The 11,511-nt window shown below is 73.0% G+C and carries 13 protein-coding genes; 9 read left to right on the forward strand and 4 right to left on the reverse strand.

Annotation, left to right across the window (positions count from 1 at the left end):
• Nucleotides 1–183: 183 nt before the first annotated feature.
• On the reverse strand, nucleotides 184–549 hold the full coding sequence (locus tag V7E45_RS34145; protein WP_333778126.1) for a nuclear transport factor 2 family protein: 366 nt from the start codon (nucleotides 547–549) through the stop codon (nucleotides 184–186).
• A gap of 172 nt (nucleotides 550–721) precedes the next feature.
• Between V7E45_RS34145 and V7E45_RS34150 the strand changes: the two genes are divergently transcribed.
• From V7E45_RS34150 to V7E45_RS34180, 7 genes are all read left to right on the forward strand, one after another.
• Entirely contained in the window at nucleotides 722–1,027 is a 306-nt protein-coding gene (locus V7E45_RS34150) for a hypothetical protein (RefSeq protein ID WP_333778127.1), read from the forward strand.
• A gap of 186 nt (nucleotides 1,028–1,213) precedes the next feature.
• Complete coding sequence (locus V7E45_RS34155; RefSeq protein WP_333778128.1) at nucleotides 1,214–2,302, forward strand: S-(hydroxymethyl)mycothiol dehydrogenase; 1,089 nt, start codon at nucleotides 1,214–1,216, stop codon at nucleotides 2,300–2,302.
• Nucleotides 2,302–2,931 carry an MBL fold metallo-hydrolase gene (locus tag V7E45_RS34160; RefSeq protein WP_333778129.1) on the forward strand — a complete coding sequence of 210 codons (630 nt, stop codon included), beginning with the start codon at nucleotides 2,302–2,304 and terminating at the stop codon, nucleotides 2,929–2,931. The genes V7E45_RS34155 and V7E45_RS34160 overlap by 1 nt, the downstream gene beginning before the upstream one ends.
• 125 nt (nucleotides 2,932–3,056) lie before the next feature.
• Nucleotides 3,057–3,971 carry an SDR family oxidoreductase gene (locus V7E45_RS34165; protein WP_333778130.1) on the forward strand — a complete coding sequence of 305 codons (915 nt, stop codon included), beginning with the start codon at nucleotides 3,057–3,059 and terminating at the stop codon, nucleotides 3,969–3,971.
• Nucleotides 3,972–4,046: 75 nt separating this feature from the next.
• The gene (locus V7E45_RS34170) at nucleotides 4,047–4,835 is read left to right on the forward strand and encodes an SDR family NAD(P)-dependent oxidoreductase (RefSeq protein ID WP_333778131.1); all 789 of its coding nucleotides are present in this window, start codon (nucleotides 4,047–4,049) and stop codon (nucleotides 4,833–4,835) included.
• Nucleotides 4,836–5,051: 216 nt separating this feature from the next.
• Entirely contained in the window at nucleotides 5,052–5,747 is a 696-nt protein-coding gene (locus V7E45_RS34175) for a L,D-transpeptidase (protein WP_333778132.1), read from the forward strand.
• A gap of 188 nt (nucleotides 5,748–5,935) precedes the next feature.
• Nucleotides 5,936–6,121, forward strand: coding sequence for a hypothetical protein (locus V7E45_RS34180; RefSeq protein ID WP_333778133.1), 186 nt, complete (start codon nucleotides 5,936–5,938; stop codon nucleotides 6,119–6,121).
• Between the two features lie 98 nt (nucleotides 6,122–6,219).
• Here the strand turns inward: V7E45_RS34180 and V7E45_RS34185 are convergent, their stop codons facing one another.
• From V7E45_RS34185 to V7E45_RS34195, 3 genes are all read right to left on the reverse strand, one after another.
• Nucleotides 6,220–7,593, reverse strand: coding sequence for a S1 family peptidase (locus V7E45_RS34185; RefSeq protein ID WP_333778134.1), 1,374 nt, complete (start codon nucleotides 7,591–7,593; stop codon nucleotides 6,220–6,222).
• A 173-nt stretch (nucleotides 7,594–7,766) separates the two neighbouring features.
• Nucleotides 7,767–8,597, reverse strand: a complete 831-nt coding sequence (locus tag V7E45_RS34190) for an SAM-dependent methyltransferase (RefSeq protein WP_333778135.1) — start codon at nucleotides 8,595–8,597, stop codon at nucleotides 7,767–7,769.
• Nucleotides 8,598–8,649: 52 nt separating this feature from the next.
• Nucleotides 8,650–9,675 carry a DUF3800 domain-containing protein gene (locus V7E45_RS34195; protein ID WP_333778138.1) on the reverse strand — a complete coding sequence of 342 codons (1,026 nt, stop codon included), beginning with the start codon at nucleotides 9,673–9,675 and terminating at the stop codon, nucleotides 8,650–8,652.
• Between the two features lie 25 nt (nucleotides 9,676–9,700).
• Here V7E45_RS34195 and V7E45_RS34200 point away from each other — a divergent pair, with 25 nt between their 5' ends.
• Both V7E45_RS34200 and V7E45_RS34205 read left to right on the forward strand, forming a co-directional pair.
• The gene (locus V7E45_RS34200) at nucleotides 9,701–10,894 is read left to right on the forward strand and encodes a MalY/PatB family protein (protein WP_333778136.1); all 1,194 of its coding nucleotides are present in this window, start codon (nucleotides 9,701–9,703) and stop codon (nucleotides 10,892–10,894) included.
• A 79-nt stretch (nucleotides 10,895–10,973) separates the two neighbouring features.
• A complete protein-coding gene (locus V7E45_RS34205) occupies nucleotides 10,974–11,360 on the forward strand; it encodes a PPOX class F420-dependent oxidoreductase (protein WP_333778137.1) in 387 nt (128 codons plus the stop codon).
• Nucleotides 11,361–11,511 lie beyond the last annotated feature (151 nt).

Here is an 11,511-nt window from a genome sequence, read left to right on the forward strand (position 1 = left end):
GGGCGGGGGTCGGGGCGCGCTGCCGCGGTGCCGGCCGGAGCAGGACGGCGGACGCGCGCAGAGCCGCCACGGAGACCGGTTCCGAGAGCCGAGAGCGTGCCGCACGCGCCCGTCCCAGCGTGGCGCGGGCCGCGAAGGTCCAGGTCGGCCCGGAGGTGACCTGGACCCTCGCGACCCTTCTGCCTACTCGTCCCAGGCCTGGATCAGAATCTGTTCGGCGATCTTCCCGTCCCGCAGGGAGATCATCGACTCGGCGAGAACCCGGGTGCCGTCGCCGTACTGGCAGGTCTCGGTGAACGCGGCGTGGTCGCCCTGCACGACGCACCGTTCCAGCCGGTGTGTCATGTCGCGGCTGTAGATGTCGTCCAGCATCTCGGCTATCTGCCCCCGGCCGTGCAGGACCTTGGGGTGGCTCGGCTGGGAGTTGCGGTCGACGATGCGGATCTCCGCGTCGTCCGCGTAGAGGGCCAGCAGGGAGTTGCCGGTGGTGCCCTCCACGGCCCGGCGCAATTTCTCGGTGTCGAAGGCGGAGCCTGTCGCGGTGCCCATGGTGACCTCCTTCGGGCGCCCGCGGTCCTGCGGGGAGCGGACCGCACGGGCCCCACCTCCGAGACTCCTCCGCCCCGGCGGCCACGGCAAGCTGAGGCCCCCCGCTCCGCCTCACGAGTGAGCCCCGCCCGGCGGCCGTGTCCGGCCGGGGGCCACGGCCGTTGCTGAGGGCATGATCTCAACACGACGTATCGTCGCCGCCGTCGGTCTGGCCGTCGGGTTCACCGGCCTCGCCGCCCCGCTGGCCGGCGCGGCCGAGGCGAGCGCACCGCACACCGGGCAGATCAACCCGATGACCGTGGTGGACACGCTCGCCGCCGGTGACCTCCCCGCCCAGGAGCAGGCCCGGATGCCCCGGGTCTCCGAGCAGCTGCGCCGGCTCAACCAGGTCAGCGAGCTGAACCGGCTGAACGAGCTGCACCAGGTCACCGACCTCGCCGCCCCCGTGACCGGCCTGCTGCCCGCCGTCGCGACCTGAGCCACCCGCAGACCGAGGAGGCGCCCCGGCCGGCACCCGCTCTCTCCGCCGGGCCGGGCGCGCCGCCACCGGCACGACCGCCGCTCGCCCGGCACGGAGCGACATGGCGGTGAGCGAGTGGGCTCCTCGGGCCGCCGCACACGTAGGGTCGGTTCCGAAGGATCATCGAGGAAAAGGGGCCAGGCCATGGCGCAGCAAGTACGCGGCGTGATCGCACCGGGGAAGGACGAGCCCGTACGGGTCGAGACGATCGTGGTCCCGGACCCGGGACCCGGCGAAGCCGTCGTCCGGATCCAGGCCTGCGGTGTCTGCCACACCGACCTGCACTACAAGCAGGGCGGCATCTCCGACGACTTCCCCTTCCTGCTCGGCCACGAGGCCGCCGGAATCGTGGAGTCGGTCGGTGAGGGGGTCACCGACGTCGCCCCCGGTGACTTCGTCGTCCTCAACTGGCGTGCCGTGTGCGGCCAGTGCCGCGCCTGTCGGCGCGGCCGCCCCTGGTACTGCTTCAACACCCACAACGCCGAGCAGAAGATGACGCTCGCGTCGACCGGGCAGGAGCTCTCCGCGGCGCTCGGCATCGGCGCCTTCGCCGAGAAGACGCTCGTCGCGGCCGGCCAGTGCACCAAGGTCGACCCGGCCGTCTCCCCGGCCGTCGCCGGGCTGCTCGGCTGCGGTGTCATGGCCGGGATCGGCGCCGCCATCAACACCGGCCAGGTCACACGCGGCGACTCCGTCGCCGTCATCGGCTGCGGCGGCGTCGGGGACGCCGCGATCGCCGGGTCCCTGCTCGCCGGCGCGGGGCGGATCATCGCCGTCGACATCGACGACCGCAAGCTGGAGAAGGCGCGTGCGCTGGGCGCCACCCACACGGTCAACTCCAAGGACACCGACCCGGTCGAGGCGATCCGCGAGCTCACCGGCGGCTTCGGCGCCGACGTGGTCATCGAGGCGGTCGGCCGTCCCGAGACCTACAAGCAGGCGTTCTACGCCCGCGACCTGGCCGGCACCGTCGTCCTCGTCGGCGTCCCCACCCCCGAGATGAAGCTCGAACTGCCCCTGCTGGACGTCTTCGGCCGCGGCGGCGCGCTCAAGTCGAGCTGGTACGGCGACTGCCTGCCCTCCCGGGACTTCCCCATGCTCGTCGACCTGCACCTGCAGGGCCGGCTGCCGCTGGACGCGTTCGTCACCGAGACCATCCAGCTCGACGAGGTGGAGCAGGCGTTCGAGCGGATGCACCACGGCGACGTGCTGCGCTCGGTGGTGGTGCTCTGATGACCGTCCGGATCGAACGCCTCGTCACCTCAGGGCAGTTCACCCTCGACGGCGGCACCTGGGACGTCGAGAACAACGTGTGGATCGTCGGCGACGAACGTGAGGTGATCGTCATCGACGCCGCCCACGACGCCGAGGCCATCGCCCGCGCCGTGGACGACCGGCGGCTGATCGCCATCGTGTGCACCCACGCCCACAACGACCACATCGACGCCGCTCCCGCGCTCGCCGACCTCACCGGAGCCACCATCTGGCTCCACCCGGACGACCTGCCGCTGTGGAGGCTCACCCATCCCGACCGCGAACCCGACCGGCACCTCGCCGACGGCCAGGTCATCGAGGCGGCGGGAGCCGACCTGACCGTCCTGCACACACCCGGCCACGCACCGGGCGCCGTCTGCCTGTACGACCCCGGGCTGGGCACCGTCTTCACCGGCGACACCCTCTTCCGGGGCGGCCCCGGAGCCACCGGACGCTCGTTCTCCCACTTCCCGACGATCATCGGCTCCATCCGTGACCGGCTCCTCGCCCTCCCGCCGGAGACCAAGGTGCTGACCGGACACGGCGACTCCACGACCATCGGGGACGAGGCTCCGCACCTGGACGAGTGGATCGCGCGCGGCCACTGAACCGCGCCACTGAACCGCGCCGGTGGAACGCGCCGGTGGAACGCGACAGGAAACACGACAGAAGGTGTCCGGCTTCCCGGGAAGAGTGAGGCGCGACAGCAGTCGCACCGTACGGGAGGCCGGACATGCCGGGGTCGTCGCAGGGCAAGGTGGCGCTGGTCGCGGGGGCGACCCGGGGCGCCGGACGGGGCATCGCCGTGGAACTCGGCGCCGCCGGCGCCACCGTCTACGTCACCGGGCGCAGCACCCGCGCCCGCCGCTCCGAGTACGACCGCCCCGAGACCGTCGAGGACACCGCCGACCTCGTCACGGCGGCCGGTGGGCACGGCATCGCCGTCCCCGTCGACCACCTGGAGAAGTCCGCGGTACGGGACCTGGTGGACCGCATCGCGGACGAGCAGGGCCGCCTGGACGTCCTGGTCAACGACATCTGGGGCGGCGAGAAACTGTTCGAGTGGGACACACCGGTCTGGGAGCACGACCTCGACAACGGGCTCCGGCTGCTCCGGCTCGCCGTCGAGACACACGCCGTCACCAGCCACTTCGCGCTGCCGCTGCTGCTGCGCCGGCCCGGCGGCCTGGTCGTGGAGGTCACGGACGGCACCGCCGCCTACAACCGCGACACCTACCGGGTGAACCTCTTCTACGACCTCGCCAAGACCGCAGTGCTGCGCATGGCCTTCGCGCTGGGGCACGAACTCGGCCCGCGCGGCGCCACCGCGGTCGCGCTCACCCCCGGCTGGATGCGCTCGGAGATCATGCTGGACGCGTTCGGTGTCCGCGAGGACAACTGGCGCGACGCCCTGGACCGCGAGCCGCACTTCGCCGTCTCCGAGACCCCGCGCTTCGTCGGCCGCGCCGTCGCGGCGCTCGCCGCGGACCCCGGTGTGGCCCGCTTCAACGGCCGCTCACTGTCCAGCGGGGGCCTCGCCCGCGAGTACGGCTTCACCGACCTCGACGGCAGCCGGCCCGACGCCTGGCGGTACCTGGTCGAGGTGCGGGACGCGGGCAAGCCGGCGGACGTCACCGGATACCGCTGAGGCGGCGCCGGGCGCGGCCGTGACGCGGGTGTACCGACCCTGTCGTAAAGATCGTCGTGGCCCTACCGTCGCCCCATGACCGATCTCGAACGCTTCGCAGGACACGGGATTCTCGTCACGGGCGCGGCCCGGGGCATCGGGGCGGCGACCGCGCGGCGGCTCGCCGAGGAGGGCGGGCGGGTGCTCCTGGCCGACCGGGACGCGGCGGAGGCGGAGCGGACGGCGGCCGCGCTGCGCCGCCTCGGCCACACCGCCGAGGCGTGCGCCTGCGACGTCGCCGACCGGGAGTCCGTCGAATCGGCCGTCGCCCGCGCGGTGGCCGCCTTCGGCTCGCTCGACGTGCTGGTCAACTGCGCCGCCCATTGCAGCCCGGACGTGCCGCTCTTCGAGGACGACCCCGACGAGGCATGGACCCGCGACCTCGACGTCACCCTCACCGGCGCCTACCGCTGCTGCCGCGCCGCCCTGCCCCATCTGGCCGCCTCCGGGCGCGGTGCCATCGTGGGCATCGGCTCCGTCAACGGGCTGCAGGACTTCGGCAACCACGCCTACAGCGCCGCCAAGGCCGGGCTCGGCTCCCTCACCCGCACCCTCGCCGGGCACGCCGCCGCCCGCGGGGTCCGGGTCAATCTCGTGGTGCCGGGCACCGTCCGTACCTCGGCCTGGGAGGGACGCGACGACGAGCTCGCCGCCGTCCGCGGCCTCTACCCCCTCGGCCGGGTCGGCGAACCGGACGACATCGCGGCCGCGGTGGCCTTCCTCGCCTCACGCGACGCCGCCTGGGTCACCGGCACCACCCTGGTGGTCGACGGCGGGCTCACCGCCGTCCACACCGGGTTCCGCGCGGCGCTGCGGCAACTGTAGGACCTGATGCGCGAGGACCTGATGCGCGAGGAGCTGGTGCGCGAGGGACGTCCGTGGTCCCGGTCCCCGGCGCAGTTCACCGTTTCGTCACAGCCTGGCCGGAACCACAACCGTCGGACCCGCCGGCAGGTCTAGTAGGCGGAAGCCGCGGGAATCGCGAAGAGAACCGCCCGGGGGAGGCCCTGGGGACGAAGGGGACGAGGGGACGAGATCGACATGGGGGACATACGCAGACGAGGTGCCGTCGCGCTGGGCCTGGCCGGGCTGGTGGCGCCGCTCACACTCGCCGCCACCGCGGCGCCGGCCCAGGCCGCGAGCTGCACCACACAGGCCGGGCCGTACCAGAAGCAGGTGGAGAAGTTCCTCGGCCGCACGGTCGACGGCAAGCAGTCCGCGGGCGACTGCAAGGCCATCCAGGCCTTCCAGAACAAGCACGGCATCACGCCCGCCATCGGCTACGCCGGTTCCGTCACCTGGGGCGTGATGGACCTGATGAACAAGCAGAAGGCCGTGGGGAACAACCCCAACAAGGACGGCAAGTGCCCGGTGAACAAGGGCCGCATCGCCTGTGTGAACCTCACGCTCCAGCTCAGCTGGATCCAGGACGGCAGCAGGCTCGTCTACGGGCCCGTGCCCGTGCGCACCGGCCGTGACGGCTACGAGACCCGGACCGGCCTGAAGAAGATCTACTGGCGTGACATCGACCACGTCTCGAACATCTACGACGTGCCGATGCCCTACAGCCAGTTCTTCGACGGCGGCCAGGCCTTCCACTCGGTGAACCTCAGCATGTGGAACCCGCCGGGGTCGCACGGCTGCGTCAACATGACCACGACCACCGCCAAGAAGTACTGGTCGCTGCTGAAGACGGGCGACGACGTCTTCGTGTACGGCCGCAAGCCGGGCACCTGAGCCGGCGGGCGTCCGGGCCCCGGGGCCCCGAGGGCGGATCTTTCGGGCCCCGGGCGTCACGGCAACCGGCCGAACCGCCGCGCAGGTCGGCCGTGTTGATGTCGTGACGCGTTGACGTGATGAGCAACACGGTCCGATATGTCCGTATCAGGGGTACTTGCTCACACGGTCTTCACGTCGACCGGCATATGCTTCACAGCATGTCCACCTATGTTGCAACCGTCTCCGAGCGATCGGCCGCGGAGGTCAACGAGGAGATCAGGGCCCTGTGGCGCCGGTCGGGCGGGACACTTACCACCGAGCAGCGCGCGGAGTACCAGCGCCTCGTGATGGAGTGGGCCGCTGCGGCCCCGGAGCCGCACCGGGCGGCCTGAACCGGCCGGCGGACCACCGCCCCGATCCCTCCGGGCACCCGTCACCGCACGGGTGCCCTTCTCGTACACCTCCGGGAGCCGGACGGCTCCCCGCCCCCTCAGCCCCACGTCGCCGAGTAGTACCGCTGGTACGCCCTGCGGTCCTGCTCGGCCCTGATGTACCGGGTCGCGACGAGCGCGATCAGACTGCCCGCGATGACCAGCAGCCCCGGACCGACGGTTCGGGTGTCCGTGAGTCGCGCCAGCAGCGTCTGCCCCTCCGTGGTGCCCGTCACCGGCGCCGCGGAACCGGGCGAGGCCGCGCTCGGCGCCGCCGCGCCCTGAGCCGCCGGGGCGGACGGCGCGGCCTTCTGCGCACCGCCCGCGCTGCCGGCCGCCACGAGGAGCCGCACGTTCAGCGCCGCCATCGCCTTGGTCACCGGCTGGAAGAACGTCGTACCGCCCGCGGTGCAGTCGCCGCTGCCGCCGGACGTGACACCCAGTGCGACGCCCTCGGAGAACAGCGGTCCGCCGCTGTCGCCCGGTTCCGCGCACACATCGGTCTGGATGAGCCCGGTGACGGTGCCCTCGGGATAGTTCACGGTCGCGTTCAGCCCGGTCACCTGGCCGTCGTGCAGCCCACTGGTGCTGCCGCTGCGGAACACCCGCTGCCCCACCGACGGGTCGGCCGCCCCGGTGATCCGCACCCCCTTGCCGCCGCCGAGGGCGACCACGTCGGCGCCCTCACCCGCCTTGCCGGAGTTGTACTGCACGAGCGAGAAGTCGTTGCCGGGGAAGGTGCTGCTGACCGTACGGCCCAGTTGCTGGTTGCCCTGGTTGTCGGCGAACCAGATCGATCCGGAGGGACCGCAGTGGCCGGCGGTCAGGATGAAGTCGCTGCGCCCGTCGGTGACGTTGAACCCCGCCGAACAGCGGCCGCCCGTCGACAGGATCGGCTGGGCCCCGTTCAGCCGGGGCGTGAAGGCGCCCTTCATGCGCTCCATGTGCACGAAGGCGCCGATCCCCGAGGCGACCCGGTTCATCCGGGACCAGTCGGCCGCCGACACGGTGCGGTCGGCCAGCACCACCACCCGGTTGGTGCGGTAGTCCACCGACCAGGCGGTGCCCGCCACCCGGGGTGCCGAACGCAGGTTGGAGGTGGCCGATTTGAGCTCGTTCATGCTGTGCGGCACGAGCTTCGCCTCGGCCCCCGCCTGCCGGACCGCGCGGGCCGCCGAGGCGTCGGTCACCGCGACGACCGGCCGCCCGTCGGCCCCGATCCAGTTGCCCGCCGTCCGTGCCGTGCCGAGCCGCGCCACCAGCGCGGCGCCGGGGTCCGCGGCCGTGCCGGACGCGTTGAACGGCCTGGCGGACGCCGGGGGAGTCTCGCTCGCCATGGCCGCCTGCGCGACCATCACGCCTCCCGCCAGGAGTCCGCCCACCGCCGCCAGCCGTGTCACTCGCCTCACGACCCGTCGTCGTGCGTGCCTCATGCCTGGCTCCCGAACCCCGGACGCGCGGTGCCCGGACGGCACCACGGGGCCCTCCGGTCGTCGAGCGCCCGTCCATGAGTACGCGGCCCGGCTCGGCGGCGTTCACCTGTGGCGGCGGTCTTCTCGACCTTCCGGGCCCCGGCGGGCCCGGCGGTACCGGCTCCCGCGCGCCGTCAGTTCTTGCGCGCCACCCCGCCGAACATGGCGACCTCCTCCGGCTCCGTCCCGTCGCCGCCCTCCGGGCGCCAGCGCGAGCAGGACACCACGCCCGGCTCCAGCAGTTCGAGGCCGTCGAAGAACCGGGTCACGTCCTCGGGGGTGCGCTGGGTCAGCTTCGGCGTGCCGTGCTCGTTCCAGAACTTGACCGCCTCGTCCACGTCCGGCATCGACGGGCTGGTCACCGTGTGCGACAGCACCAGGTGGCTGCCGGACGGCAGCCGGTTCGTCAACTGCCGTACCAGGCCGTACGGGTCCTCCTCGTCGCCGATGAAGATGACCACGCCGAGCAGCATCAGCGCCACCGGCTCGCTGAAGTCCAGGGTCTTCGAGGCGTGTTCCAGGATCGCGTCGACGTTGCGCAGGTCCTCGTCCAGGTAGTCGGTACGGCCCTCAGGCGTGCTGGTGAGGAGCGCCCGGGCGTGCGCGAGGACGAGCGGGTCGTTGTCGACGTACACGATCCTCGTCTCCGGCGCGATGCGCTGGGCGACCTCGTGCGTGTTGTCCGCGGTGGGCAGCCCGGTGCCGATGTCGAGGAACTGACGGATGCCCAGGTCACCCACGAGGTGCCGCACCGCCCGGCCCAGGAAAAGCCGGTCCGCGCGCGCGTACTCCCCGATGCCCGGGTGCAGTTGGCGGATCTGGTCGCCGGCCGCGCGGTCGACCTCGTAGTTGTCCTTGCCGCCGAGCCAGTAGTTCCAGATCCGGGCCGTGTGCGGCTGTCCGGTGTTGATGCGGGCGCGCAGCGAGACGGCCACGTCGTTGGTGGCTGCGGGGTTGTCGGTCACGTGGGTCAGCTCCTGGTTGCCTGGTGAAGGGGTGCGCCGTTCAAGACGCAATCTAGACGCCCGAGTTGACCGGCGCCGAGCGTCCCCCGTTTTCCGCCCCGGGGCCGATCCGCGACCAGCTGCCCGCGTCGCCCCACACCGACCGGCCGCCCACGAACGGGCGCAGCCGCGCGGTGAGTCCGGGGTCGCCGCGGCCGCCCAGTTCGTCGGACGCGATCCTGCGGGCGATCCCGGCGAGGAAGTCGGCGATCTGCACCCTCGCGTCCAGCCGCGAGTGGACCAGTCGCACACCGGCGAGGCCGATGCCCTCCTCCCGGGCCCGCTCCTCGATCCAGGCGATACGCCGCTCGGTGAGCATGTTCTGCCGGTCGTGCACCAGCCGCACCGGACGGCCGCCCGCGCTCCAGTGCCCGGCCGTCCGCACGATCGCGGGCAGCAGCGGATTGAGCACCGGGATGAGTGGCTGCTCCTCGGCCAGTCGGGCCCGGTAGGCCCGTGCCTCCGCCCTGGCTCCGGCCAGCCGCAGCAGCGTGCGGCCCGCCTCCGTGCCCGCGTGCGCCCGGCCCAGCTCCGCCGCGGTCCGCAGGAAGGTCTCCGCGGGCGGCTCCCCGGTGCTCCGGAACCGCAGCAGCCGGTTGGCGGCCTCCAGGAACTCCCGCCACCCGTCCGGCCCGAAGGTCCCCGGGCCCCGCCCGAACAGCGCGCGGGCCCCGGCCGCGTCACCGAGCAGCAGCTCGACCACCCGGTCCACCACGAGGAACGACTTCTCCGTCAGATGGACATGCGCACGGCCGTGCACCGGCCCGCCGTCCTCCAGCAGCCACTCCAGCACCGCACGGTGCTTCTCCCGCAACAGGTGGTTGGCCTTGTACTCCTGCGCGGGCGACCGGATCCGGTGCCGGATCTCCCGGACGCACTCCTCGGCCCGGTCGACCGGGAGTGCCACGCTCGCGTGGGCGAACACGTCCGTGTTCCCGCCGGTCAGGTTCTCGCCGTCCGAGCCCGACTCGTCGCAGGCGACCTCCAGCACCCGGCCCCGTGCCACCCCGTTCGTCAGGCCCGTCCCGTTTCCGGTCACACCCAAGCCCCCTATCTTGAGCCTCATGACCAGCATCCCGCACGACACACCCGGCGAACCGGATCCGCTGCGCACCCTCGGCCTCGAGAGCCTGCGACGTCGTACGAGCATGAAGTGGCGCACCTACCCCGAGGACGTGCTGCCGCTGTGGGTCGCCGAGATGGACGTACCGCTCGCCGGGGCGGTCACCCGCGCCCTCACCGAAGCGCTCGCTCTCGGCGACACCGGCTACCCGGCGGGCACCGGGTACGCCGAGGCGCTGGCCGGGTTCGCCGCCAAGCGCTGGAACTGGGACGGGATCGCCGTGGAACGCACCGCGATCGTCCCGGACGTGATGCTCGGCGTGGTCGAGATGATCAGACTGGTGACCGGGCCCGGGGACCCGGTGATCGTGAACCCGCCGGTGTACCCGCCGTTCTACCAGTTCGTCACCCACATGGACCGCCGCGTGGTGGAGGTCCCGCTCGGCCCGGGCCTGCGCCTCGACCTCGATCTGCTGACGGACACGTTCCGCACCACCACCGCCGGCGGCGGCCGGGCCGCCTTCCTGCTGTGCAGCCCGCACAACCCCAGCGGCACCGTGCACACCGCCGGCGAACTGGCCGCCGTGGCCGAAGCGGCCGAACGGTACGGCGTCCGGGTCGTCGCGGACGAGATCCACGCCCCGCTCGCCGCGCCCGGGGTCGCCTTCGTGCCGTACCTGAGCGTGCCCGGCGCCGAGCGCGGCCTGTCGCTCATGTCCGCGTCCAAGGGCTGGAACCTGGCCGGGCTCAAGGCCGCGCTCGCCCTGGCCGGCCCGGCGGCCGCCGATGACCTCGCGTGGCTGCCGGAGGAGGTCAGCCACGGGCCCAGCCATCTCGGCGTCATCGCGCACACGGCGGCCCTGACCGACGGCACCGGCTGGCTGGACGCCCTGCTGACGGCACTGGCCGCCAACCGGCGGCTGCTCACCGCCCTGCTCGCCGAGCACCTGCCCGCGGTCCGGGCCTGTCCCGCCGAGGCCACCTTCCTGGCCTGGCTCGACTGCCGCGCGCTCGGCCTCGGCGAAGACCCCGCCCGGACGTTCCTGGACCGCGGCCGGGTCGCCCTCAGCTCCGGCCTGCCGTTCGGCACCGGCGGCGCCGGGCACGCGCGCCTGAACCTGGCGACCTCGCCGGAGATCCTCACGGAGGCGGTACGGCGCATGGCGGCGGCGGTCCGGGCCGTGGACGGCACCTGACGGCACCTGACGGCACCTGACGGCACCTGACGGCACCTGAGCGGTCCCGTCCGGCACCCGGGCTCCTAGACTGCCGGGCATGGACGACACGCTGCGGGACCGCCTCGGCTCCGGCAAGTACCTGCTGGTCACCAGCTACCGCAAGGACGGCACCCCCGTCGCGACCCCGGTGTGGGTGGTCCCCGACGGGGACGCCCTCGGGGTGTGGACGACCACCGGGAGCTGGAAGGTCAAGCGCATCCGCCGGCGGGCCGACGTCCTCGTCGGCCCCTGCGACGTGCGCGGCCGTCCCACCGGTAGGCAGGTCCCGGCGACCGCCGAGATCGCCGACGCGGCGACCACCGCCCGCTACCGCACCCTCATCGCCCGCAAGTACGGCATCGTCGGCCGGCTCACCTTGCTGGGCAGCCGGCTGCGGCGCGGCCTGGACGGCACGGTGGGGATCACGGTGAAGCTGAAGCCCTGAAGCCCTGAAGCCCTGAAGGCCGTATGTCCTCAAGGCCGTAAGTCCTCACGGGCTGGGGCACTGGAACTCGCGAGCCCTGGCCGCGGGGGCCCCGGCGGGGGCCCCCCCCCCCCCCCCCCCCCCCCCCCCCCCCCCCCCCCCCCCCCCCCCC

This window comes from Streptomyces sp. IBSBF 3136 (assembly GCF_036815105.1).
Classification (GTDB): Bacteria; Actinomycetota; Actinomycetes; order Streptomycetales; family Streptomycetaceae; genus Streptomyces.

Excerpts from the sequence above, each read along its gene's own strand:
- V7E45_RS34145 (WP_333778126.1), bottom strand. The coding sequence starts at position 549 with ATGGGCACCGCGACAGGCTCCGCCTTCGACACCGAGAAATTGCGCCGG.
- V7E45_RS34150 (WP_333778127.1), top strand. The coding sequence starts at position 722 with ATGATCTCAACACGACGTATCGTCGCCGCCGTCGGTCTGGCCGTCGGG.
- V7E45_RS34155 (WP_333778128.1), top strand. The coding sequence starts at position 1,214 with ATGGCGCAGCAAGTACGCGGCGTGATCGCACCGGGGAAGGACGAGCCC.
- V7E45_RS34160 (WP_333778129.1), top strand. The coding sequence starts at position 2,302 with ATGACCGTCCGGATCGAACGCCTCGTCACCTCAGGGCAGTTCACCCTC.
- V7E45_RS34165 (WP_333778130.1), top strand. The coding sequence starts at position 3,057 with ATGCCGGGGTCGTCGCAGGGCAAGGTGGCGCTGGTCGCGGGGGCGACC.
- V7E45_RS34170 (WP_333778131.1), top strand. The coding sequence starts at position 4,047 with ATGACCGATCTCGAACGCTTCGCAGGACACGGGATTCTCGTCACGGGC.
- V7E45_RS34175 (WP_333778132.1), top strand. The coding sequence starts at position 5,052 with ATGGGGGACATACGCAGACGAGGTGCCGTCGCGCTGGGCCTGGCCGGG.
- V7E45_RS34180 (WP_333778133.1), top strand. The coding sequence starts at position 5,936 with ATGCTTCACAGCATGTCCACCTATGTTGCAACCGTCTCCGAGCGATCG.
- V7E45_RS34185 (WP_333778134.1), bottom strand. The coding sequence starts at position 7,593 with ATGAGGCACGCACGACGACGGGTCGTGAGGCGAGTGACACGGCTGGCG.
- V7E45_RS34200 (WP_333778136.1), top strand. The coding sequence starts at position 9,701 with ATGACCAGCATCCCGCACGACACACCCGGCGAACCGGATCCGCTGCGC.
- V7E45_RS34205 (WP_333778137.1), top strand. The coding sequence starts at position 10,974 with ATGGACGACACGCTGCGGGACCGCCTCGGCTCCGGCAAGTACCTGCTG.